We start from the raw sequence: 24,176 nt of genomic DNA, 5'->3' as shown, positions 1-24,176 counted from the left end.
CAGTACCAGCCCGCAACCGATCGGTGAACGACTCTGTTAGATACGCCACGCCTCGGCGCGGCGTGTCGCGGCTCTCTCTAGGCTCGGGCGGCCTGGCCCGCCGGAACCGGAGGCTTACGAGCGCTGCTCGCGGCCCCGCCGAGATGGGGCCGCGACGGGGCGATGTGGCGGTGCTGCCGGAGATTCGGTCTCACCCCCACTGGCCGGGCACGTAGCTACCCGCCGGGGTGCGGGCGATGACGTTCATCCGATTCCAGGCGTTGATCATCGCGATGGCGGCGATGAGGGCGGCGATCTGGTCGTCGTCGTAGTGCTTGCGCACTTCCTGCCATACCGCGTCGCTGACCGCGCGGCCGTCGCCGATCCGGGTGGCCTCCTCGGTGAGCGCCAGCGCGGCGCGCTCGGCCTCGGTGAAGACGGTGGCCTCGTGCCACGCGGCGATCAGGTTGAGCCGCACGGAGGTCTCGCCCGCGTGCGCGGCGTCCTTGGTGTGCATGTCGGTGCAGTAGCCGCAGCCGTTGATCTGACTGGCGCGGATCTTCACCAATTCATAGGTCGCGGCGGGCAGGGTGGAATCGTTGATCACCTTCGAGGCCATCGTCAGCCGCTTGACGAAGCTGCCGCCGACCGGGTTGGTGAAGAGTTCGAAGCGCTGTTCCATGATGTCCGTCCTTTGTCGTTCCCTGCGGGTTCATCAGGAGGACGACGCGGTGCGCCGGAGTGTGACAGCGGACCGTGAGACGTGGATCACAGTGCCCGAAAGGCGAAGTGGCGCTTATTTCGTGAAGTCGTAGGTGACGCCGGTCAGCTTCTCCGACAGCTCCCACAGATCCGCCGCGACCTTCTCGTCCCTGGAGGCTTTCGACGATCCGGACGGCCCGGGATAGCCGCGCATGCCGCCGAGTCCGGTCGGCCCGTAGTAGCCGCCGGGCTGGACGTCGGTGGTCGCGGCGTACAGCGTCGGCAACGCGCCCATGGCGGCGTTCTGCGCGAAAACCCGGTTGCCCAGCCACATCACTTGGTCCAGGAACGACTCGGTGTGCGACTGCAATTCGGTGGAAGCGTAGCCGGGATGCGCGGCGACCGAGACCTTCGACGAGCCCGCGGCGGTCAACCGGCGCTGCAGCTCACGAGCGAACATCAGGTTGGCCAGCTTGGCCTGCCCGTAAGCCGCCCACCGCTGGTACTTGCGCCGCTCCCAGTTCAGATCGTCCAGATCGATCTTGCCGACCTGGTGCGCACCGCTGGAGACGGTGACGATCCGGTCGGAGATCCTGTCCAGCAGCAGCCCGGTGAGCGCGAAGTGACCGAGATGGTTGGTGCCGATCTGTTTTTCGAAGCCGTCGGCGGTGCGCCCCTCCGGCACAGCCATCACGCCCGCGTTGTTGATCAGCACGTCGGCACCGTCGACGCCCTCGGCGAACGCGCGGACCGAGGCGAGATCGGCCAGATCCAGCTCGCGCACCTGGGCCCGGTCGCCGAGTCCGGCGGCCACCCGCTCCCCTTTGGCCACGTTCCGGCAGGCCAGCACCACCTCGCCGCCCGCGGCGGTCAGCGCGCGCACCGTTTCGGCCCCCAGGCCACTGTTGGCCCCTGTGACGATGAATTTCCGGCCGCTCTGGTCGGGAATGTTCGAGGTGTCCCACCTGGTCATGACGAAAAGTCTAGTGCGCGCCGATGCCGGGCGACAGGTTCGGACACGCCGAACAGTAGGGTTGCCTAACCTATATAAGGCACCCCTTGGCTTGACATCTGTGAGGCAGACCGTGACTTCCACACCGACCGAGTCCGCGCATCGCGACGGCTATGTACCTTTCCCCGCGCGCACGGCCGCGGAATATCGAGCCGCCGGATATTGGGCCGGGCGCCCGCTCGGAGACCTGCTGCGCGCGACCGCACACCGGCGTCCCCAGCGCCCCGCGCTGCTCGACGCGCAAGGCAAGCGCAGTTACGCCGACATCGACGCCGCCGCGGACCGGATGGCGCACGGACTGCTCGCGCTGGGCATCGCTCCCGGCGACCGCGTGGTTGTCCAGCTCCCGAACGTGCCCGAGTTCCTCACCGTGCTGTTCGGCCTGCTGCGCGCCGGAATCATTCCCGTGTTGAGTCTGCCTGCGCATCGACGGGCCGAAATCGAGCACTTGGCCCGGCTTTCCGAGGCGGTCGGCTACATCGTCGCCGACCGGGCGGGCGATTTCGACTATCGCGAACTGGCGGCGACCGTGCGCGCCGCGGTGCCTTCGCTGCGCCACATCCTCGTGCTCGGGGATCCCGGGCCGTTCACCGACCTCACCTCGATCCCGCGTGCGGGTGGTGAACTACCCGAGATCGATCCGGCCGACATCGCCCTCATGCTGGTCTCCGGCGGCACCACCGGCCTGCCGAAGCTGATCGCGCGCACGCACGACGACTACGTCTACAACGCCACCGCCAGCGCGCAGGTGTGCCAACTCACCGAGCAGGACGTCTACCTCGCGACACTGCCCGCCGCACACAACTTTCCGCTGGCCTGCCCGGGAATCCTCGGCACCGTCGCGGTGGGCGGGTCGGTCGCCTTCGTCGGCGACCCGAGCCCCGAGAGCGCGTTCGCCGCGATCGAGCGGCACCGGGTGACGGTCACCGCCGTCGTGCCGCCGCTGGCCCAACTCTGGTGCGCGGCCACCGAATGGGAAGACGCCGACCTGAGTTCGCTGCGTCTGCTCCAGGTCGGCGGCGCGCGACTGGCCGAGGTCAACGCCAAGGAAGTGACCCCCGCGCTGGGCGCCACCCTGCAACAGGTGTTCGGCATGGCCGAGGGCCTGCTCAACTACACCCGGCTCGACGATCCGGCCGAGCTGTTGCACACCACCCAGGGCAGGCCGCTCTCACCTGCCGACGAGATCCGCGTGGTGGACGCCGACGGCAACGAGGTGGCGCCGGGCACGGAGGGCGAGCTGCTGACCAGAGGGCCGTATACGATTCGCGGCTACTACCGCGCCCCCGAGCACAACGCGCGCGCGTTCACCCCGGACGGCTTCTATCGCAGCGGTGACCTGGTGCGTCGTCTACCCAGCGGCCATCTGGTGGTGTCCGGCCGGATCAAGGACGTGATCAACCGCGGCGGCGAGAACGTCTCTTGCGACGAGCTAGAGGAACACCTGCTCGCCCACCCCGCCGTCCGGCACGCCGCCGCCGTGGGGCTACCGGATGCGGCGCTGGGCGAAAAGGTCTGCGCCGTCCTGGTCGTCGACGGCGAGATGCCGACGCTGGCCGAGATCAAGACCTTCCTCGCCGCACGCGGGCTGGCCACCTACAAACTGCCCGACGTGCTGCGCCGCAGTGACGAACTGCCGATCACCGCGGTCGGCAAGATCGACAAGAAAGCGCTGCGCGCCGAGCGGTAGTACCGCTGAAAGCCGACGGCAGCGCATCATCGGTGCGCTGCCCGCCGGCTTTTCGCTAGGCCTTCACCACATAAGGCGCGATGCTGCCCAGTTTCTCGCAGGTCTCCTCGAACTCGCGCTCCGGCCGTGACTGGCCGACGATGCCCGCGCCCGCGCGCAGCCAGGCCCCCTCGGTGTTCTGGTACACCGCGCGCAACACGAGGGTCGCCTCCAGCGCACCGGTCGGCGAAACGGTGACCACCGCACCGGAATACAACCCGCGCGGATCGTGGTCCAGCCGGAACACCGAGTCGACGCCCGCGCGCTTGGGAATCCCCGAGGCGGTCACCGACGGGAACAGCACCTCCAACGCGTCCCAGCTGGATCGGTCCGCGGCCAGCCGCCCCCGCACGGTCGACGCCAGATGCTGCACACTGCCACGCTCGCGCACGGCCATGAAGTCCGACACCGCGGGCGTGCCCGGATCGGCGACGGCCGCGATCTCCGCGAACGAGGTCTGCACCGAAATCGCGTGTTCCACGATCTCTTTCGGGTCGGTGATCAAGTCGGCTTTGGCGGCGAGGTCGGCCGCCGAGCCGCGACCGAATGCGCGGGTGCCCGCCAGCGGCTCGGTGGTCACCACCCGCTGGTCATCCACGGACGCGACCAGTTCGGGACTGAAGCCCGCCGCCTCCAGGCCGCCCAGCCGCAGCAGGAACGACCGCGCCGGAGTGTTGTGCGCGCGCCCGAGCCGATAGGTGGCCGGAATGTCCACCGCGAACGGCAGTTCGACCTTCCTGGACAGGATGACCTTCTGGTAGCGGCCGGCCTGGATCTCGCCGACCGCCTCGGCGACCCGGTCCCGGTACCCGGTGGGATCGATCCGGATGTCGGCCGGATGCGCCCGCGGCAGTTCGGTGTTCTGCGACTGTGCGATCAGATCGTGGATGTCCCCGGTCTCCGCGGGCGTCGCACCCGCTACCTGAACGCCGAATTCGCTCACCCTGACCTCGATCCGGGGGATCATCAGGTGCGCGAGCGCGGTGCGCGGGTCCACGTGCCCGGTGGCTTCGAGGGCCCACGCGCAGAATTCGAATCCGATCCAGCCGTACGCATTTCGACCGTCGAGGGGAAGCGTGCCGAGCGCACGGTCGATCACGCCTGCCGGGTTGCCTTCCCATCCGCTGGTCGTGGTCTGCCCCACCCAGGTGACGCGCAGTTCCCGCGCGTCCAGTTCGACACTGCCGATCGGATCGGCGGCGAAGACCCATTCCCCCGGACGCTCGTACATCACGTACTCGCCGAACCGATCCGCCCCTGCCAGCCGGGACATCGCTGCCGCCGGATCGGTCACATACTCAACCCGCAGGCGTTCCGTGGTCGACAACGATCCTCCAAAGGTTACCCTGGCCTAACTTGTGGAGGTAAGGTTAGCATTACCTGCTTCGCTGTGCGGGGGTGTGCTCGCGGCTACAAGGCTGCCGCCTAGCGATCGATCCGAGCGGCATGGGGGCCACCTCGCAAGCACTTTCGCCCGCACTCGTGCCGCCATCCGGTGCCTCGATCACGCCATCCGTGCCGCCCGAACCGAACTCGCCACGCCGACCGCCTGCGCGGAAGAGACCCGCCGGGATTGAATAGTGGAGAGCGTCACCTGCGGAGGGAAGAACATCGATGATCGATCACCGCGGCGATTCACCCGCGACAGCCCGGCCCGGGACCACACCGCACTCGGTGGTGGCCCTGATCGACGCCGCATCGGGGGTGGAACGCGAACTCGTCGGCCAGTGGCTGGCCGACGGCGGGATCAGCGCCGAGTTCGGCACCGACGCACCGGTCATCCAGCTGGACCTGGACGCGGCCGCCGTCGCGACCAGGCTGGTCGGAAGGCGCGACGATCCGTTGGTGGTGCCGATCCGCGTGCTGTGGCTGCCACCGGAACGCGACGGCGTCCGCCGCGTCACCTTCGCCGACCTGGCCCTGATGACCAACCCGCGCAAGCCCAACCGGCTGGTGCAGCGCAGGCTGCTGTCCAAGTCGCCGGACCGGCACGTGGTGCTGACCGGCGCGCCGGCCCGGCTCAGCGAGCTGCGTGCGAACAACCCGGAGGCTTCGGCGCTGTTCGACAAGGGCACCGCCGAGCCGTTCGCCCGCGCCGTCGTGCGCGCCGCGGTGGTGGCGCTCGAACGCGCCGAACGCACCATCATCGGCGACCGGTACAAGGTGCCCAAGCTCGTCGCCGAGGAGATCCTCGACTCCCCCGACTTCCTGCGCAGGCTGGAGTTGATCGCCGACCAGATCGGGGCCAGCCCGCACGAGGTGTATCGCCGTGCGGAGAAAGGGCTCAACGAACTGGTCGCCGCGCAGAGCAGGCTGGTCTCCGACCTGTTCACCCAGGCCATGCGACCGGTGCACGCTTCGACCTGGAAGGTGGACCCCGACGAGTCCGGCCTGACCGGGCTGCGCGATCTCAACCGCCGCTATCCGCTGGTGTTCCTGCCCTCGCACCGTTCCTACGTCGACGCGTTCGTCTTGGGAGACGTGCTGGCCCGCAACGACTTCCCGCCGAACCACGTGATCGGCGGCGCGAACCTCAGCTTCTGGCCGATGGGCCCGATCGCGCGGCGCACCGGAACCGTCTTCATCCGGCGCAGCTTCGGTGACGACGAGGTCTACAAGGCCGTAGTCGAGGAATACTTCGCCTATCTGCTGGTCAAGCGCTTCAACCTGGAGTGGTATTTCGAAGGTGGCCGCACCCGCACCGGGAAGCTGCGGCCGCCGCGCTACGGACTGCTGAACTATCTTGCGGCCGCCGTCCGTTCGAATCGCATCGACGACGTCATGCTGGTTCCGGTCTCGATCACCTACGAACGGCTCAACGAACTCGGCGCCATCACCACCGAGCAGGAGGGCGGCAAGAAGAAACCCGAGGGGCTGACCTGGCTGGCGCGCTACATCCGCAGTCAGCAGCACTCCGCCGGGCACGTATACGTCCGCTTCGGTGAGCCGCTGTCGGCGCGCGATCGACTCGCCGCGCACGGCGATCCGCTGACGGCGCCGCCGCTGACCATCCCGTGGCACCACACTGAGCCGATCCCGCCGCCGCGCACCGAAGCGGGGCTCGTCGACAGCGACCCGCCGGAAATGCTCGAGCTGGAACGCAAGGCCGTGCAGCGGCTGGCGTTCGAGGTCGCGGTCGGGATCAACGCGGTCACGCCGATCACCGTCAATGCGCTGGCCACCCTGACGCTGCTGGGTGTCGACGGGCGCGCGCTCACCCTCGGCGAGGTGCGCACCGTGCTGGCCCCGATGCTCGGCTACATCGACAAGCGCGAGCTGCCGCGCGGCGAACTCGACGCGCTCCGCGACGAGCAGGGCTTGGCCGTCGTGCTGGAACAGCTCTCGCTGGCCAAGGTGGTCACGGTGTATCGCGGTGGGATCGAGCCGGTGTACTCGATCGAGCCCGGCGCCCATCTGGAAGCCGCCTTCTACCGCAACAGCGCCGTGCACTGGTTCGTCAACCGCGCCATCCTCGAGCTGTCCATCCTGGCCGCGGTCGACAACGGCGACGCCGACGCCCTCAAAACCGGCTGGGACGAGGCATTCCGGTTGCGCGACCTGCTGAAGTTCGACTTCTTCTTTCCCGATCGCGGCGAGTTCGCCGACCAGATGGTCGCGGAAATGCTCCTGGTGGATCCGGACTGGTACACCCACACCCGCCACGACACCCTCGGCTCGGACATCCTGGCGAAGCTCACCGCATCCGGCTTCACGATGGCCCACCGTGTGCTGCGCTCGTTCATCGACGCGCAGTTGGTGGTGGCCGAACGGCTGGCCGCCCGCGACGCAGGCGACGAGATCGACCGCAAGGAGTTCATCACCGAATGCGTCGCGGTCGGCAAGCAGATGATGCTGCAGCAGCGGTTGCACAGCCCCGAGTCGGTCTCCACCGAGTTGTTCACCAGCGCGTTGAAACTCGCCGACAACTACGGCTTGCTGGAAACGGCGCTCGATGAGGAACCGGCCGAGCGCTCCGCCGAAGCGGCCCAGCGGCGCGCGGACCTGCTGCGGCGCAGAACCGAATTCGCCGAGCGCCTGCGCACTATCGGCGCCCGCATCGCGCAGGCCGCCGCGCTCGACCCATCCAACCGGGAGGCGTGGTGAGCGATCGACGCGCAACCACCCCGGGCGCACAGGAGGTCCGATGACCGGCGCACGCGCTGACCTCGACGCCGCGATCGCCGTCATCCGCTCCGGGCCACAAGGCCGCGCGGTCGCGGCTGTCTTCGATTTCGGCGCGGTCGTCGACGGCCCGGCACCACGCCGGCGCCGCAAGCCCGCCGACGTGCTGCTGCGCGGCCTCGGCAAGCACATGACCGACGGCGAGTACAGCCGGTTGCTCCGCGAACTGTCCGTGACGCTGGCCGGACGGTCCGCACCGGAGCTGACCGAGCTGGGCAGGCGACTGTTCAAGCGCACTGTCTACGGGTACCTGTACCCCGAAGCGTGGCAGCTGATCCGGACCCACCAGGCGGCCGGGCACACCGTCGTGCTGGTCAGTTCGCTGACCGAGTTCCAGGTGACGCCCGCGGCGGCGCACCTGGGCATCGAGCACGTGCTGTTCACGCCCATGGCCGCCCGGGACGGTGTGCTCACCGGATATCCCGACGGCAAGCCGCTGTGGGGCAACGGCAAGGCCGAGGCGGTCGCCGAGTTCGCCGCCGCGCACGAGGTGGATCTCGAACGCAGTTACGCCTACGCGGGCACGAGCGCCGACCTGCCGCTGCTGTCGCAGACCGGGCATCCGGTGGCGGTGAACCCCGACGACGCGCTGGCCGAGGTCGCCGACCGGCAGCACTGGGGCAAGCTGACGTTCCGGCCGCGCCGCCCGCCACGCGCGGGCGATTACGCACGCACCGCCGCGGGATTCGCCGGACTGCTGGGCGGCGCGCTGTTCGGTGTCGCGTCGAAGGCGCCCACCAAGGACCGCCAGCAGATGGCCGACGCCCTGATGGCGCACGCGGCGCGCAATACGCTGCGCATCGCGGGAGTGCACGTGCGGGTCACGGGAGCCGAGAACGCGAAATCACCGCGGCCCGCGGTCTTCCTGTTCAACCACCAGAGCCAGTTCGACATCATCATCGTGCCCGAGGTGCTCGGCGGCGGCGTCACGGCCATCGGCAAGAAAGAACTCACCAAGAATCCGATCTTCGGGCCGCTCATGCGCTTCGTCGGCGTGACCTTCATCGATCGGTCGAACAGCGCGCGGGCCAGGGCGGCCTTGCGACCGGTGGTCGAGACGCTGCGCGGCGGCTTGTCGGTCGCGGTGTCGCCGGAGGGAACCCGCTCCTACACCCCCGAGGTCGGACTGTTCAAGAAAGGCGCGTTCCACATCGCGATGCAGGCCGGGGTGCCGGTGATCCCGGTGGTCATCCGGAACGCGGGCGAGATCTGCTGGCGCAACGCGATGGTCGCCCGGCCCGGCACGGTGGACGTGGCGATCCTCGACCCGATCGATGTCAGCGCATGGAATCCCGCCGATCTGGACGAAAACGTGGCGCAGGTGCGTCAGTTGTTCATCGACACGCTCTTGGATTGGCCCCGCTGATCACCGAGTCCGCGCCGCGTCACGAATATCCGGTGGCGTGGCTCAGACCGCGCGCCCGAACAGCAACTTCCACGGCATCAATGCCGACTCGAGCTGCACCTTGAGACTCATCTTGGAGGCGCCGAGCGTCCGCTCCTCGAACCGGATCGGCACCTCGGCGATCGAGATTCCCTTCTTGATGGTGCGGTAGTTCATCTCGACCTGGAAGGAGTACCCGTTGCTGCGGATCGAGGCCACCTCGATGGCGCGCAGGGTGTCGCCCTTCCACGCCTTGAAGCCCGCGGTGGCGTCCTTGACGCCCAACCGCAGAATCAGGTTCACATAGAAGTTGGCCCAGGCCGACAGCGCCTTGCGGTACCACTTCCATTCGGCGGCGGTCGAGCCGCCCGGGACGTAACGGGAACCGAGCACGACACCCGCGTCGGTGGTCGTCAGCTTCTCCAGCATGGCGGGGATGACCTCGGCCGGGTGCGACAGGTCGGCGTCCATCTGGATCACCACGTCCGCGCCCTCGTCCAGCGCACGCGTGATGCCCGCGATGTACGCGCGTCCGAGTCCGTCCTTCTCGGTCCGGTGCAACACACCCACTACGTTCGGCAGCTCGGCGGCGAGCTTGTCGGCCACCTCGCCGGTGCCGTCCGGCGAGCTGTCGTCCACCACGAGGACGTGCAGGTCGGGCACCGGCAGCGCGGTCAGCCGCTCCACCGCAACCGGCAGATTCTCCCGCTCGTTGTAGGTCGGCACAACAACGGTAACCCTCAAGGGTCGCCCTCCCTGCTGATCCTGGTTTCCGCTCGCAGCCCACGCCAGGACCACCGAGCATTCGTCGAGTTCTGGAGAACCGTACTCGATACACCTGACCGGGAGCCGAGCGGCCGCACCCGGGGCGACGCCGTCCGGGCCCGCGACCTGCGGCTCAAGATCAACTTCACCGCCCGGGGGAAGGCTCGCCCTCAGTCCCCGTCCCGCCAGGCTCGGTCCCGGGCGTCTTCCCGCTCGTTGCGCGCATGTGCGATCTCGAGCGCCCGCTCCGCTGTCGCCTTGTCCGGGTACGGCCCCATCCGGTCGCGGAACCAGCACTGCCGCCCTTGCTCGGCCCGATTGTGCTTCAAGCAGTAATACCAGCGCTCAGCCATACCTCCAGCATCCCACCGAACACCACCGTTCAACCCCCTTTCCCGACCGCCGATGCGGTGCTCCGGCGAACGCAATTCATCACGGACTACCAAAGGCTGCGGTAATGAACGAGCGCGTCACATAGGAGAGCCACTCCGAAGATCGCGAAGAGTATGCGGACCGAAGTCGGGCCGTGTGTGGTGATAATGCGAACAATGTTTCGATACATCCGCCGCGCGCCGGTCGTGCGCCGCATCGCGAGCGCGAGTATCACCAACGGCGGCAGCAATGCGAGCGCGCAATAGGCGACCACGATCAGCGGCCACAACGTCGGTAGCGGATTTCGCGCGGAGATCATCGCGAGTCCGGCGAGATACGGAACCGCCGTCGGCGCCTGTGCGATACCGATCGCCACGCCGATGCCGGCGAGCATCCATGGCCGGCGTCGCAATGTGGTCGCGCGCCGCGGGGCCGCCGTTCCGGTCATTCGAATGGTCGCGAGAGCGATCAGCACCACCCCGGCGGCCAGTTCACCCCAGTACCGCACCGCCGGTGTGATCCGAAAGTCGATCAGCTCGGTCACGAAACCGATCCCGAGGATCGTGCAGATCCCGAACGCCGTGGTGACGGCGAAGACGCCCGCCAGCAGGCTCAGACCGCCCACCAGCGGCGAGCGACGGCTCAACCTGCTGTCGTAGACCACCGCCGTGGTGACGCCGATCAGCAGCAGGTCGAGCGAGTCGAGGAAGGCGAACCCCGCGAGCGCGAGGAGAAGGGTCGACATGGCCGCGCCAGCCTACCCGCGGCCCGCGAACCGGCCACGCCCCCAGTTGCGAACCACCCTGCACCGCTGTGGGATTCGCCACATCAAGTCGAGCGCCGCGCACGGAAACCGCGTCGCGCGAGACGACGACCAATCCCCTCGAGGGGAAGAGCCCCGAAACGGTTCAACCATCGGACACGGGTCGACATGGGTCGACCACGCGACACCAGCACACTGGGTTGACCACGGCATCCGGAGGGCAGGGACGGACCGGCAAACACCGGCAAACATGGAATCAACCCGAACGACACCCACCGAACGCAACCACAATCCTGGGGGTCCGGGGGCGAAGCCCGCCGGGCGGGGCGTGGGGGTTGCACCCCCACAAAACATGACGAAACGAGACCGGCTCATGCTCTCCATGAGCATGAGCCGGTACGAGTGAAGTGGCCAGGGCCGGGATCGAACCGGCGACCTTCCGCTTTTCAGGCGGACGCTCGTACCAACTGAGCTACCTGGCCGCAGGCACCCGAAGTGAATGCCATACGCGAAACGCCGGATATCTCCGGCGCTTACTTGCGACCCTGACGGGACTCGAACCCGCGACCTCCGCCGTGACAGGGCGGCGCGCTAACCAACTGCGCCACAGGGCCATGCTCTGCTACCAACGATCCGAAGATCGTACCCCCTACGGGATTCGAACCCGCGCTACCGCCTTGAAAGGGCGGCGTCCTAGGCCGCTAGACGAAGGGGGCTCGTCCCGGATTTCTCCGGACCGGCTTTCAACGGCTGTCCGTTGGGAGCTGGGATAGCTTATGACAGACCCGACTCGAATCCCAAACCGGCTGGTCAGAGGCTCAAACCGAGCTCCTCCAAGCGAGCCTGCGCGCGCCAGCCGTCGCTGCGGAACTTCTCCAGCCATTCCCCGGTCGCCATCGCCTCGACCACGACCTCGAGCGCCTCCTCGAACCGCGCCCGCAGATCGACCTGGCCGCCGAGCAGGTCCACCATGTACCGCTGACCGGCCAGCGCGGCCGCGAGCGTGCGCGTGAACCGGTCGGGGTCGGCGTTCGCGCGCAGCTGCCCGTGGTCGATGGCGCGCACGGTGAGCACCCTGGTCGTGCGGCCCAGGATGCGGCCGCCACCCGCCTGCACGTCACGGTAGAAGTCCGGTTCGATGATCAGGCGATACTCGGCCTGCACGATGATGTCGTGCTCCAGCCGTAGCGCGATCTCGTCGACCACTCCGTGCAGGATGTCCAGCGGGCTGAGATCCGTTCGGGCCAGCCAGCGCTCGGCGGAGGCGCGGTAGCGTTCCACCGCGGTCTCCAGCACCGCGCGTGCCAGATCTTCCTTCGAGTCGAAATGGAAGTACATGGCGCCCTTGGTGGCACGCGACCCTTCCAGTATGCGGTTGAGCGATGCAGCGGCATAGCCGCTCTTCCCGAACTCAACGGCGGCGGACCTGATTATCGCCGCCCGTGTCCGGCGGGCCCGCTCTTGCTGCCGTGCCATGCTCGAAACGCCTCCGAAGCCTACTCGCCGCCAATCAGCCACCCCCAAAGGAACGGACCCTCGGCGCGAATTCATTAGTTTTATCGATACTTCAAACCCGGTTTTCGAGCGAATTCAAACTTTCGGTACGAAAACTCGGGAAAAACCTGAAACACACCAGCTGGTATAGTTTGCCTGCCCGGGTGCGCCGCAGGGGGTGCGCATCCGGGCATTTCTTCGTCTCGAACGTGCCTCCTCCTGCGGCATCGAGTTCCGTCGAGCCGTGGCCGGCCGGACCGACCGCGACCCCTCCGGACACAGCAACGACAATCCGAATTCCGCGGCGCCGACCGAGTCGGCGATTCTTTCGGAATTCACCAAGGCGTCACCGTACCCGGAATCCCGATCCGACACGCGGCAAACTGACGAGTCGGGTAGCCATCCGATTCCGTTTTCTGTTACGGCAAATCTTCGGCAACCCGCCCGGCTCGTCCGGCGGGTGGGTGAATTCACCAGCGGCCCAGCATCGTTCACCCGAGCCGATCGGCAGGCCGGACAGCCGGCCGCCGCCCACACTTCACCCGCCAACCCATCCCACGAGCCTCCCCCGGCTCGGGCCGTTCACCCCCCGCAAATCCAAACTCATTGCCAGCCAACATGATTGAATGATATCCAGATCGGGTTGAGATGAACAAAGCTGGGTACCAAATGTTTACCGCCTGCATCGCCCCTGCGCGCACCGTGTTACCTTCCCCCACGCCGCCACGCGACGCACCCTGGCCGCCACGCCGACACCACCCATCCATCCCGCCCCCCGACACGAACTCCCCCGATTGGGGCATCGGCCACCGCTCGCACTACACTGTTCCTCCGCGCGCCCCTATAGCTCAGTTGGTAGAGCTACGGACTTTTAATCCAAGGGTTGTAGCGCTTCTATCAGCGAAAACGCTAGAATCGTGGGGCAAACGTGGGGCTCGCAGCCTCCACGCCCCGCCGTCGTGATGGTGCCCCCTGTAGGACTCGAACCTACGACCTAGTGATTAAAAGTCACCAGCTCTACCAACTGAGCTAAAGGGGCTCGGCTGGCAAGCATAGCTGACAGCGGCTGTGGGGCACGAACCGATTGAAGGGTGGACCAGTCGATGGCGTGGGCGGAAAAGCTCCCCAGCGGCAAGTACAGGGGCGTCTACAGGGACGCGAACGGGAAGAAGCGGAGTGCCGGCACCTTCGCCCGGAAGGCGGAGGCGGAGCGGCAGGCCGGGACCAGGGAGGTCGCGGAACGCCGGTCCCCCACTCCCGATGGAGCCGACAAGATGACATGGGGCGAGTGGGAGCCGGTATGGGCGGCGGCACGGATTGTGAGGAAGAGCACAAATCGTTCGGACGTGGCTCGGCTGCGGGATCACGTCCGTCCGCGGTGGCAGAAGGAAGCGTTGCGGTCAATCACAACCGACGATGTACAGAAGTGGGTGACCGACCTCTCCAACAGCGGCATGGCGCCCTCTACGGTCGCCAAGTGCTACTACCTCCTAAGTTCCTCGATGAAGGCTGCGCACCTCGCACGCCGTATCGACGTGAACCCGTGCAAAGGCATAACGCTTCCGAAGCCCGGCCCCATGCCCGAGCGCTACCTCGACGATGAGGAGGTAAGGGCCATCGAGGTGTCACTAGATTCGTTCGACCTCGCGGTGGTCGAGCTGCTGCTCGGTACCGGTGTCCGCCTCGGCGAGGCAATGGGCCTGCACTGGGAGAGCGTGGACCTCAAACGCCGCGAGATCGTTGTGGAGTGGGCCTACGATCCGGTGGAGCATGAGATGAACCCTCCAAAAGATTACGAGCGCCGAACTATCCCTATCGGCGACAAGCTGACGAAGCTTCTCAAAACGCGGCTCGATCGAGGCGGGATAGGCAAGCCTGCCCCTGCACCCGTGAAGTACCCGCGGAATGCCCGCGTGCACTCCGGGCTCGTCCTAGCACACACACAAGGCCGACCGTTCGATTCAAGCAACCTGCGTGACCGCTTCGAGGCGTCCGTACGAATCGCGTATGTCGGTCGAGGGAGGACTCGTCATCAGATCGGGCATGTCCGTCTCCATGACCTCCGCCATACCTACGCCAGCCGCCTACTCGAACGCGGCATCCCGATCGAGGACGTCTCGCGACTACTCGGACACGCATCAGTGACCACCACCATGCGGTACGCCCACCGAGCCAAGTCGCGATGGGATAGTGTTCGCGCTGCCCTGGACTAGTCGCTTGCATGTCTTCCCAGCAGTAGACAGGAGCGGCGGATTGCCACGCTAGGCACCGTCATGCCGACCGACACGTCTTTCAAAATTCTAAGTCGGACAAGCTGGGTGTCTCATACACCTTCGCTATCCTCCTCTTCCTCGGCACGAGCCCGGTCGTAATAGCGATCCGGTACATCGGGACTATCGCGAATTAAGGTGGAGAACCTGTCCACGAATGGAGCCAGCAAATCTAGCGCTTGAGGCGGCTCCATCTGATCGACACGAAACCTGAGAGCCAGCAGATCCAATTCACGCTTCAAGGCGCTCAGTGAAGTAGCTGCGGCGAAGTGTCGCTCTTTGCTCTCCGAGTATCCAAGAAACGTTTGCAGAGCTGCCAACACCGAGGCCAATAGGGAAACAATTCCCGCGCATATAACAACCCCCTTCCTCGGATCACTTCCGAGGGAAGAGAACAACGTCGTTCCCACTACCACCGAAAGTATCACAACTGGAATTCCCAGTATGTTATGCATCAAGCCAGCACGTTTCGATGCGATGTACTGAGCACGGGCCGAGCGATGCGCTCGGTGACGTATTCGGTCTAGCAGTGCATCAATTTCCTTACGATCATCCAACCTGACACCATCCGCACTTACAGACACCGAACTTGACCCTTCCATAACAGTTAAGATCAATGTAAGCCAGCTGCCACGTTATGGACATAAACAACCGGTCTAAAATCTCGTCGCATCTTTTATCGACCGAGACAACTTGATTGCGTCAGCCTTCGCAGTTCCACCACCCACAGCCGGTACAGTAACCCTGTCGTCGTAGTACGCGAGCTCCACACTTTCAACGACTTCCGGAACCGTCATCTCCCATGATTCCGAGACTATTCTAACCACTTCGGCGGTCACGCTTGCGTATCGCATATTCCACCAGACATCTGGCCTTATCTGCACGTTTTCCCCATAGGGATGGTCAACCCAATAATTCTTGTATTCATTCTCACGCATTGGGAAGGTCGACCTTCCGCTAGTCAGGACCTGATCCATCATCAGATGAAGGAGGTTGTCATCCAGTATGCAGAACCTGTCGTCCTCAGACGTGAAACCCCAATGCTCTTCATCACCAAGCAGAAGATGCCCAGAAGGCTCGTCAACAATTATCAGCTCCGACCGATCGGCACAGAACTCCATTAATTGGATTGGGGTCATGTATCCACCCTTACCGTATATTATAGGGAGATCTTCACTTCTGATACCAAGCTCAATGCCCGATTCTTGTATCAGCATTTTGATGCGATCAGGGATCGAATCCAAGTCGGTTTTAGACTTCTGAACCTCGAACCATCGACGCATATCTTCCAAGCTAAGGTTGATTCGACTCTGATCCCTTCTAGCTCGCGTAGGAACGCCCTTGATAATCCCGCAGTACGGCGATCTTTCCGAGGACGCCAAGCCTCCACAGAACACATCGAAATCCGACGCAGTGCTTCTAACTTTGCGCGCCGTTCCGTACAGCCCAAGCCTGCCGAGAACTTCTCCCTGAGAATTTTCTATACTTGAGAGGGTCGATGCGAACTCTTCCCGTGCGGCATGAATAACTTCCTCGGAATCGTACAGCCAGAGATCTGGGTTAAGAGCATCAAATATGTCTTCTGCAGGCATCGTTTTCCACTGATTGCGTTTGACAGCCAATGAATAATCCGCTTGACCAACTCCACGCACTTCAATATCTTCGTCGGCCATCAATGCCATTCGTCGTACGAAATCTGCGAGTTCGCCGTTTTTTCGCAACTGAAACAGTGAAAAGTTAGAAAGAATTCCCTCGGCAGAAGTGAGGCGATGGGTCAATTTAAGCTTGATCTCTGTACCAGGTTCCGCCAGACGTTCCGAGGTACTGGCCGTTCTTAGCAGCGGTCTAGCTGATGGCCCTCCCCTGAATTCCAACACCACAGTTCCACTCCACGATTCATGTACTGACCGCGAAGTCACCGATATATCTTCTGCGACCATAAATACCGAGAAGAACCCGATGCCGAATTGTCCGGTCGGCTCAAAGTCATGCGACAGTAGGCCGGGAAACCGACGCGCCATATTCATGCCGCGCCACCCAGAGCTACCAAAATCGCAGAGATTATAAATCAATTCCGACTCCGACATCCCTATGCCGAAATCGCGCACCGTCAGTGTGTCACAGGAGTCTTCGGATGCGAATGATATACGAATCGGTCGAATTCCATCTTCGCCGACTCCGGCCCGCCGGGCTCGAGTCGCGTCCAAAGCATTCGCGAGAAGCTCGCGGATTACTACCCTTCTATCTGCATCGTTCGTGCCATATAGTTTCGATCCACCAAGCGTCGCGATCACATGACCCGAGTTCGAGATATAAGGTCTGGCATCGACGGGGCGCCACCCTGAGGTTGGAACAAATCTTGAAAATCGCTCAGGGGACTCGACTCCCGCAACTGAAGATGCGGCAAACCTAGGTTTTGACAGGTCCGCGCATAGGGCGTCAACTTTTCTGAGCTCGGCGTCGATCATCTTCGCCGTATCGTACGCAAGCCACCAAGCTTCGACATCCTTGTACTCCAGTGCAGCCGCACTGGTGTACACCATCCGATTACCGATAATCTGTGGGTTAAACATTCTCTCCTGAAACTTCCAGTGGTCAAGAGATATACCCTGAGGATTTCGATGCGGCGTATGAAGCGGGTCGGCTCGCCGAGCGTCTATCTGTGTAGCATCAGCAAGCCTCATTACACAGGCCAGCTTGATGGGATCGATCGTCCACTCTGAAGGGTATCCGGGCGGAGCGCCAAGCGTACTTGGGAACATTTCCGGCAATTCATCGACACTTGACCAATGGCTGTAAGCGATCTTTCCTACAAGATCTCCGTACCAGAATCTAAGCCGAGAATCTGCGATCAGGTAGAACTTTTGCCCATTCGTTAGCGCCCACTCTCGTCCAACAATTTCTCCAGCCTGCTCCGCATGGTGCAGCCGGAGGAAGATCGTTAATGCGTGCTTCACACGCTGGTCTGTTAGGCCATCCCAATTCGGGTTATTTTGTAAATCTCTCACGAAAGTCTCATGGAGGTTCGAATGATCCCCGGGATGGAGCATCGCGAGCAAGTCGCTCCACTCGACTGAGTTCGCTATTGATTCCAGACCGCCGCCATATGCCTGAATACCCATTCCGAGATCGTGCACTAGGAATGCCCCACCAAGCACAAATGCTTCGGCTGGGTTTATAGGGAAATCGTCCTCGATGAGAAGTGATGCAGAGTCCCAGAGGCTGTCACAATGGCCAATGCCATGGTCTGTATATCCTGGTACCGATAGCGCGATTTCATTAGCCAAAGGTTCAACATGGTCGCGAAATTGGTCATATGCCTGGGACAATTTGCTAAGAGATTCGTGATGAGTCATGTCATCGGAACTGCCCAGCGTCCTTGCCCACAGCTTCGACTTCTTGTAGCTCATGCTGCACCCCCATAACCTCGTGTGTGAAATCGTCGAGTCCGAGCAGATTGTTCGCTGGCATCATGCCAGAGAGACAATGTCAGTGTGAGGTAGATGACTGGCTAGGCACAGGCCACTTGCGATTTGGTACTCCATCGACGGGCCGGTAGTTCTGCTGCGGACCTCGGATCGACCGAGTCATCTGTGGCCCTCTGGGTGGCCTGCCTCCCGGCGAGGGCGGGGTGCTGGGGCAGAGCCCCGCCTCGCAGCCTGCGGCTGCGCAGCTTTCCCGGTCCATAGCGCGTGCCTCGGGTTCGTGCTGGGTGCTCCTCCGGTATGGCCTGGGGCTACTCGATCACGACGGCGGCGGCCGTCAAGGGTGGCCGCCAGGCCATCGGCGCAGCCGACTTGCCCTTGACGGTCGTCGTCGTCGTGATAGCCCCGAATAAGGCCATACCGGAGGAGCACCCAGCACGTTGCGCGCCGGACCACGCGAGCCTTGGCTCGCGGACGCGGGCGCCCGTCGCCCGCGCACCACTTCGATGACCTGCCACGCCTTGCAGTTCCGGCCCCGGACGGTATCCGCGTATCAGTAGACCGCAGCCGACGCACACGAGTTGACCAGCTGGAATCGTCTCCCAACGCAACCCACTCGCAAACTCACCGATACCCACCCAACTCAACCACTTCTTCCTTCTCCTCACCCCCGCCTACCTCCCTGACCTGATTTGATCTTGAATTCCTCCCCCCTCCCACTTCCACATCTCATGCGCACGAAGTGGGTATGAGATGTGGAAGTGGGAGGGGGGAGGAATTCAACGACGCGCAGCGTCGTATACGCAGGTCAGGGAGGTAGGCGGGGGTGAGGTACGCCTGCGAAAAGTTGCGATAAGTTGTCTCTACTTTTGGCTGGCATTTCGCTCAGTTCTCGCTAGGTTTTCGCGCTCCGGCAGATCGCAAGATCAACTGCCGAACCGGAGTCAGGACACGGGAACCAGCCGAGTTCTCGGCGCTGGGCTGGAGGAGACAGGAGGATCGCGGCAACGGCGGCGAGTAGCTCCAGAGCCGCTACCGGCTATCGATTGGCAATTGGATTGGGGAGGCGGCGCGGTGCGCCGTGCGCGGCCTTCGGCCGCGTGCCCCTGGTTCGGGGGCGCCTGCATTGTGTTCCCGCGCCACTCACGCCTCAAGGGCGCTGCGCGTCGCCTGCGGCGATGGCCTGCGGCCACCCTTGACCCGTGAGCCTCTGCGCGGGAAGAGCAGGCGTTAAGGGGCAGGCCGGTGGCCTGCCCCGGCGGAGGCGCACGCGCCCCCGCACCAGGGGCGAGAAGCCCCGACGCTGCGGCCGGTGGGCTGGTGGCGAAGAATGAACGGGCCTGGACGCGAGCTGCTCCGGGCACGCGAAGGCCCCTGCCGACTGGGACTCGGCAGGGGCCTTCTTGCTGGTCAGGCGTGGGTCAGGCGGCTACTCGTCGTCCTGGCCCAAGTACGCGGCGACCTCGGCGAGGGAGTCGTCGGTGGGCGGCTCGTACTTGGCGCGATACAGCTTCGGCGGTGCATAGTCGGCGTTGAATGCCTGCCCGGTGCCGGTGTACTGGATGGTCAGCCGGGCGCCGTTGCGCAGGTCGTCATCGCCCGCGGCGAGGATCGCCGCCCGCAGAGCCTTCTGCAGGTTGCCGCGCACGAACAGCTTGCGTGCGCCGTCGTCGTCCGGATCGGTCTGCCAGCCGGTCAGGATGACGACCTCCAGCTGCCGAATCGGGTTGCCCTGGCGCAGCTTCGGCTTGCCGGTCTTCGGGTCCTTCTGCACGGCCAGCTCCTGGGAGACGACCAGACCGGCCACCGTCGTGCCGGGCTCGTCGGCCTTGCCGAACGCGCTGCGGATGACCTTCGGCTCCTCGGTCATGATCCACGATGTCATTACGGTTACTCCTTGGTTATCGATTGTTGGGTGTGGGGTTATCCGGCGATCAGCCGGACGCTTTGAGGTGCGGGCAACGCCAGCTGCTCGCGGTGGGTGTCGCCCTCGGTCTTGAGGCGGGCGAGGATCTTGCCGACCGAGCCGTGGTGCAACCCGACGATCGGGGCGATCTCGCGGTAGGAAAGGCCGGCCTGATGCAACCGGAGGATCTCCGCGTCGCGTGCTGCTGTCGCATCGGTTTCGGCCGGTGTCGCCTCCACGTCGGCGGGTGTCGCCTCGGTGTCGCCCGAGTTCGGGGCGGTGTCGCCGGTTGTCGCATGCGCGACGGGTGCTGTCGCCTGCTGTTGCGGGGTGCGGGGGACCTCCAGCAGCGCGGTGAGCGCGTGCGTGACCGCCAGCGCGGCGACCGGGGCGGCGCCTGCCACGGCCGCGGCGGCGAGCTGAGGCAGCATCAGACCCTCCGAAGTCCACGCGTGGACACCGTTCCCGACCAAAGACACCAGCTCAGCAGCGGCGAGTTCAGCCCAGAAGAACCGTCGAGTCGCGGCCGGGATCGGCACACCGATCTTCTCGCGCCGGTTCAACGCGACCAGCGAGAAAGCGGCCTGGATGATCGGGCCGTCCACGATCACCGGGGCACCCCACGCCAATCGGGAGTCGATACCGGACATGACCGCCACGCCGTGCAACGCGATCGCGCTCCACGAGAACGCCGCGATGCTCACTGCCGCGAGCGACAGCAAGGCGACAACCTCAGCGACGTTCCACGACGGCGGCGACGGCTGCGGCGACAATCCGGCCTCGGTGGGCGACGTGGCGACGTCGGACGGTGACGCGGTGGCCTCAGGGGGCGACAGGGTGTCGCTCATCGTTCGATCCCTTCTCGATTGCGGTTGGTGACCAGGCCCGCGAAGGCGTGCCCGTAAAGCGGTTTCGGGACCAAGCGCTCACGACCGGCGTGCAGCGCGTTCTCGCTCGCGAGATCCAGCGCATCGTCCAGATCGCTGGCAAGCTCCCGGTTACGGTCCTTCAGATCCGCGACCTGGTGCTCGGCGGCGTCCCGTTGCGCGGTCACGGCGGCGAGCTGCTGCTCCAGCACGGCGGCGCGTTCGTTCGCCGCGATCAGCCGGGCCTGAAGCTCGGCGTAGGACTCGCCCGGCGCGGTCGGCCCGTACGGGCGCAACGGCTCGAATCCGTCGGCGGGTACCTCGGTCTCGTGGATCGCGGTCACCGCTCCATCTCCTGTCCCCGATCACGGTCGTTGACCAGGCCCGCGAACGCGTGTCCCGGAATCGGGGCCCGCTGCTCCTGGGTCAGATCAGCGGTGTGGGAGGCGGCGGGCCATCGGCCGTGGCCGGTCATATCGTTGGCCTGCAAATGACTGCGCCACGTGATCGGGTCCATGCCGGTCGGCGCCTCGACCTGCATGGTCGGCTCCTCGTCGCCGATCGGCACCGCGTAGTCGGCATCGCTGCGCATCTGGTCCAGCTCCGCCCACCGGGGCCCGACGATCGGGTCATCGGTCCACCGCTGTTCGATCGCGCGGGCCTGCGCCTGCAGCTCGATCGCGCGCGGGTGGTCACGCCACGGGGCGTCTTCGGCCTTATCCCACCGGATGTAGGCGAGGGCGTAATCGGCGCGCCACAACGCCTCCTGCGGGTCCTGGACGCGGTTGGCGTAGTAGGCGGTGACCGCATCGTCCAAGCCGTCAGATTTGGCGAGATCGATCATCAGCTCGCCCACGGTCCGGTCCTCGGTACTCACAGCTCCATCTCCTGTCCCCGGTCGCGGTTGTTGACCAGGCCCGCGAACGCGTGCCCCGGAATCGGGCGCCGCTGCTGCCCGGACAGCTCCGCGGTACGGCCAGCGGCGAACGATCCGGACACCGGGACCGGTGCCGCGTTCGGGTTGACCTCGGCCGGATCCGACCAGGAATCGCGGCGCTCGGCAGCGGCGAGCTGCTGGCGGGCCTGCTCGATGGAGCGCGGCTGCACAATCCAGCGGCCGTTGCCGGTCAGTTCGCGGGCGTGCTGCTGACTGCGCCAGTCGATCTCGCTGATCGCGAGGAAACCCTCAGCTCGATCCGCGGCTATCTGCTCGTGCAGACGCCGCATCGTGTCGGGCGCGGACTTCCAATCGCTGTGCGCGTCCTCCAGGTACCGCCAGGCATCCCCGAACTCCTCGCCACGGTCGAGCCAGCGCTGCCCGATGGCGTTGGCCTGATCGCAGATCAGGTCCATCTGGTCCATGGTTTCGGCGTGGACTGCGGTGTCGTACAGGTCCTTCGCCCGGTCGAAGTCCGCCCGCATCAACACCTCCTCCGGATTCTCGACCCGCCCGGCGTAGCGGTTGACGTACAGGTCATCCAGCTCGTTGCTGCTCACAGCTCCATCTCCATTTCCCGATCCCGGTTGCGGTTGTTGACCAGGCCCGCGAAGGCGTGGCCCTTGATCGGCGCGCGGCCGTTGGTGTGTCCATTGGTGGCGGCCTCGGCGCCGGCCTGCTCGGCCTGGCGCTCCGGGCTGCCGAACCGCTCATGCGCCGGGGTGCGCTCGGCGAGCTTCTGTACCGCCTCGTCGCGTTCGCCGCGCAGCTGGTCACGCTCGGCGGTGACCTGCTCAAGGTCTTGCGACAGTGCGTAGACCTCGCCTCCGCGTTCGGCCAACGCCGAGACGACATCGTTTCGCTCGGCGGTGACCTGGGTCAGCTGCCGGGTGAGCCGGGCGTTCTGCTCGGTCAGGTCGTTGTTGTGCTCGATCGACAACCCGTGCCGGTTGGTCAGTTCCGCGAGCTTCTTGTCTCGTTCGGTGAGCTGACCGGACAGCTGGTTGTTGCGTTCGGCGGCGTCGACCAGATCACCGGACAGCTGCTCGATTTCGCGACCGCGCTGGGCGAGATCCTCGGCGAGCTGGTCACGCTCGGCCGCGATCTCCTGCACCGAGGCGGGCAGCTGCTGCTCGTCGCGCTCCTGCTCGGATGAGACGCGCTCGATGCCCTCCCGCCACTGCGTCACCTCGTCGGCGACCATCGACCGGCCGCCCTCGGCGCGGAACACCCGCTCCGGACGCCACTCGTCGGCCAGGTCGTAAGCGGCCACGTGCACCGTGGTGCCGGGCGCCGGCCGAATCCCGGCCAGCTGCTGCGCGGTCCAGCGCGCCGACTCCGCCTCGGTGCTATGGGCGCCGCGCTCATGCACCACCTGATTCGCGTTCTCCGGCAGGTAGGTGACGGTGCTACTGAACCGCTCCGCCTGCTGTCCCTGCTCGACCCCGCGGGCCTGCGCCGTGTCCTGCTCGCGGTGCACCTGCCCGGCCAGCGTCCGCTCCCGCAGCACGGCCTCCCGCGCGGCCAACTGCCCGGCGACGGTCTCGGGGCGGCCGTAGTCGACGTACTGCTTCGCGGCGTTGGCGGTGTCGCGGGTCTCGACCTGGAGGGTGGTGCCGTCCGACCACGACGTGCGGTGGATGTTGCGCTGCAACCATTCGGTCGCGGTGTGCACGGTGGCGAACGAGCGGGACTCGGTGAGCTTCCCGCCGTCCGGATCGGTCCACGTCATCGCTGCGGTGTAGCGGTGACGGTGAGCCTGGGCGGCGTCGATCCGGGCCAACAGCGCCTCCTCGGCGTTGGCGCGGTGCGCGGCATCGAGGCCCTGCTGCCACTCCGCACGTTCACGCTCGGCGCTGCGGTTGATGCTGACCGTCTCGCGGGCCACCCGCGCCCGGTAGTGCAGCGCTTCCAGGCCCTTGACCTTGTGGGCGCGGGCGAACAGGTTGCCGGTCTTGAACTCCGGGAACACCGTGGCGGCGTCCAAACCGTCGAGGGCAATGCCCTGCTCGGTGCGGGTCAAATGTCCGTTGCCGACGAACTGCGCGGCCAGGCGGTCACGGTGCTCGACCAGGGCGCGGGCATCGCGGGCGCGGCGGTCGTGATCCACGCGCGGATCATTGGCGCGGGCCGCGACCGTTTCGGCGTGCAGCCGGTAGCGGTCGACGGCCTGGTTGGTCCAGGACAGGTGGTTGGTGCGGGACTTCTGCTGCTCGCGGCGCTCCTGGCGGACCAGACGCGAGATTTCCTTGCGGGCCCGGCGGCGCTCGATCCAGTTCGCGGCCTGGGCGTGACGCTGCATCGCCGTGCGCATCGCGGCACTGAACTGGCGTGCCTGCGCGAAGATCTCGTCTTCGACACTGTGGTCGGACATTTCCATTTCTCCTTCG

The 24,176-nt window shown here is 65.4% G+C and carries 19 protein-coding genes and 4 tRNA genes; 4 read left to right on the top strand and 19 right to left on the bottom strand.

What is annotated here, in order from left to right; all coding sequences use genetic code 11:
• Positions 1-190 precede the first annotated feature (190 nt).
• Both LTT66_RS16375 and LTT66_RS16370 read right to left on the bottom strand, forming a co-directional pair.
• Complete coding sequence (locus LTT66_RS16375) at positions 191-661, bottom strand: carboxymuconolactone decarboxylase family protein (protein ID WP_181725479.1); 471 nt, start codon at positions 659-661, stop codon at positions 191-193.
• Positions 662-775: 114 nt separating this feature from the next.
• Positions 776-1,654: an oxidoreductase gene (locus LTT66_RS16370; RefSeq protein ID WP_233068461.1), complete on the bottom strand. Its 879-nt coding sequence runs from the start codon at positions 1,652-1,654 to the stop codon at positions 776-778.
• A 112-nt stretch (positions 1,655-1,766) separates the two neighbouring features.
• On the opposite strand from LTT66_RS16370, the gene LTT66_RS16365 reads away from it, so the two are divergent.
• Entirely contained in the window at positions 1,767-3,383 is a 1,617-nt protein-coding gene (locus tag LTT66_RS16365) for a (2,3-dihydroxybenzoyl)adenylate synthase (protein ID WP_233068459.1), read from the top strand.
• A gap of 55 nt (positions 3,384-3,438) precedes the next feature.
• Here the strand turns inward: LTT66_RS16365 and nbtS are convergent, their stop codons facing one another.
• Positions 3,439-4,749: a nocobactin biosynthesis salicylate synthase NbtS gene (gene nbtS, locus LTT66_RS16360; protein WP_233068457.1), complete on the bottom strand. Its 1,311-nt coding sequence runs from the start codon at positions 4,747-4,749 to the stop codon at positions 3,439-3,441.
• A gap of 287 nt (positions 4,750-5,036) precedes the next feature.
• Here nbtS and LTT66_RS16355 point away from each other — a divergent pair, with 287 nt between their 5' ends.
• Together LTT66_RS16355 and LTT66_RS16350 are read left to right on the top strand one after the other, a co-directional pair.
• A complete protein-coding gene (locus tag LTT66_RS16355) occupies positions 5,037-7,526 on the top strand; it encodes a glycerol-3-phosphate 1-O-acyltransferase (RefSeq protein WP_233068444.1) in 2,490 nt (829 codons plus the stop codon).
• Positions 7,527-7,566: 40 nt separating this feature from the next.
• Entirely contained in the window at positions 7,567-8,970 is a 1,404-nt protein-coding gene (locus tag LTT66_RS16350; protein ID WP_233068442.1) for an HAD-IB family hydrolase, read from the top strand.
• Between the two features lie 42 nt (positions 8,971-9,012).
• Here LTT66_RS16350 and LTT66_RS16345 read toward each other — a convergent pair whose 3' ends face one another.
• The 8 genes from LTT66_RS16345 to LTT66_RS16310 form a co-directional block, all read right to left on the bottom strand.
• Complete coding sequence (locus LTT66_RS16345; protein ID WP_043686659.1) at positions 9,013-9,714, bottom strand: polyprenol monophosphomannose synthase; 702 nt, start codon at positions 9,712-9,714, stop codon at positions 9,013-9,015.
• 209 nt (positions 9,715-9,923) lie between these two features.
• Positions 9,924-10,106 (bottom strand): hypothetical protein, encoded by a 183-nt coding sequence (locus LTT66_RS16340; protein WP_159925130.1) that lies wholly within the window; start codon positions 10,104-10,106, stop codon positions 9,924-9,926.
• Between the two features lie 86 nt (positions 10,107-10,192).
• Positions 10,193-10,870 carry a GAP family protein gene (locus LTT66_RS16335; RefSeq protein ID WP_233068440.1) on the bottom strand — a complete coding sequence of 226 codons (678 nt, stop codon included), beginning with the start codon at positions 10,868-10,870 and terminating at the stop codon, positions 10,193-10,195.
• Between the two features lie 426 nt (positions 10,871-11,296).
• A tRNA-Phe gene (locus tag LTT66_RS16330) sits at positions 11,297-11,370 on the bottom strand.
• A 58-nt stretch (positions 11,371-11,428) separates the two neighbouring features.
• Positions 11,429-11,502: transfer RNA gene (locus LTT66_RS16325), tRNA-Asp, on the bottom strand.
• 29 nt (positions 11,503-11,531) lie between these two features.
• A tRNA-Glu gene (locus LTT66_RS16320) sits at positions 11,532-11,604 on the bottom strand.
• Positions 11,605-11,698: 94 nt separating this feature from the next.
• Entirely contained in the window at positions 11,699-12,364 is a 666-nt protein-coding gene (locus LTT66_RS16315; RefSeq protein ID WP_043686652.1) for a TetR/AcrR family transcriptional regulator, read from the bottom strand.
• Positions 12,365-13,345: 981 nt separating this feature from the next.
• Positions 13,346-13,421 (bottom strand) — tRNA-Lys (locus tag LTT66_RS16310).
• A 52-nt stretch (positions 13,422-13,473) separates the two neighbouring features.
• Here LTT66_RS16310 and LTT66_RS16305 point away from each other — a divergent pair.
• Positions 13,474-14,595: a tyrosine-type recombinase/integrase gene (locus LTT66_RS16305; RefSeq protein ID WP_233068437.1), complete on the top strand. Its 1,122-nt coding sequence runs from the start codon at positions 13,474-13,476 to the stop codon at positions 14,593-14,595.
• A gap of 110 nt (positions 14,596-14,705) precedes the next feature.
• Here LTT66_RS16305 and LTT66_RS16300 read toward each other — a convergent pair whose 3' ends face one another.
• From LTT66_RS16300 to LTT66_RS16265, 8 genes are all read right to left on the bottom strand, one after another.
• Positions 14,706-15,209 carry an SLATT domain-containing protein gene (locus LTT66_RS16300; RefSeq protein ID WP_233068436.1) on the bottom strand — a complete coding sequence of 168 codons (504 nt, stop codon included), beginning with the start codon at positions 15,207-15,209 and terminating at the stop codon, positions 14,706-14,708.
• A 99-nt stretch (positions 15,210-15,308) separates the two neighbouring features.
• A complete protein-coding gene (locus tag LTT66_RS16295; RefSeq protein WP_233068434.1) occupies positions 15,309-18,062 on the bottom strand; it encodes an HD domain-containing protein in 2,754 nt (917 codons plus the stop codon).
• 1,444 nt (positions 18,063-19,506) lie between these two features.
• A complete protein-coding gene (locus LTT66_RS16290; protein WP_233068432.1) occupies positions 19,507-19,962 on the bottom strand; it encodes a hypothetical protein in 456 nt (151 codons plus the stop codon).
• A 38-nt stretch (positions 19,963-20,000) separates the two neighbouring features.
• A complete protein-coding gene (locus LTT66_RS16285; RefSeq protein WP_233068430.1) occupies positions 20,001-20,831 on the bottom strand; it encodes a DUF2637 domain-containing protein in 831 nt (276 codons plus the stop codon).
• A complete protein-coding gene (locus tag LTT66_RS16280) occupies positions 20,828-21,193 on the bottom strand; it encodes a hypothetical protein (RefSeq protein WP_233068427.1) in 366 nt (121 codons plus the stop codon). Before LTT66_RS16280 ends, LTT66_RS16285 begins: the two co-directional genes overlap by 4 nt.
• Complete coding sequence (locus tag LTT66_RS16275) at positions 21,190-21,726, bottom strand: hypothetical protein (RefSeq protein ID WP_233068426.1); 537 nt, start codon at positions 21,724-21,726, stop codon at positions 21,190-21,192. The genes LTT66_RS16280 and LTT66_RS16275 overlap by 4 nt, the downstream gene beginning before the upstream one ends.
• The gene (locus LTT66_RS16270; RefSeq protein WP_233068424.1) at positions 21,723-22,346 is read right to left on the bottom strand and encodes a hypothetical protein; all 624 of its coding nucleotides are present in this window, start codon (positions 22,344-22,346) and stop codon (positions 21,723-21,725) included. Before LTT66_RS16270 ends, LTT66_RS16275 begins: the two co-directional genes overlap by 4 nt.
• Positions 22,343-24,160, bottom strand: a complete 1,818-nt coding sequence (locus LTT66_RS16265) for a coiled-coil domain-containing protein (RefSeq protein ID WP_233068422.1) — start codon at positions 24,158-24,160, stop codon at positions 22,343-22,345. Before LTT66_RS16265 ends, LTT66_RS16270 begins: the two co-directional genes overlap by 4 nt.
• Positions 24,161-24,176 lie beyond the last annotated feature (16 nt).

The sequence above is a fragment of the Nocardia gipuzkoensis genome (assembly GCF_021183645.1).
Taxonomy (GTDB): Bacteria; Actinomycetota; Actinomycetes; order Mycobacteriales; family Mycobacteriaceae; genus Nocardia; species Nocardia abscessus.
Note: the sequence above shows the minus strand (reverse complement) of the source record. Positions and strands in the feature narration are given on the sequence as shown.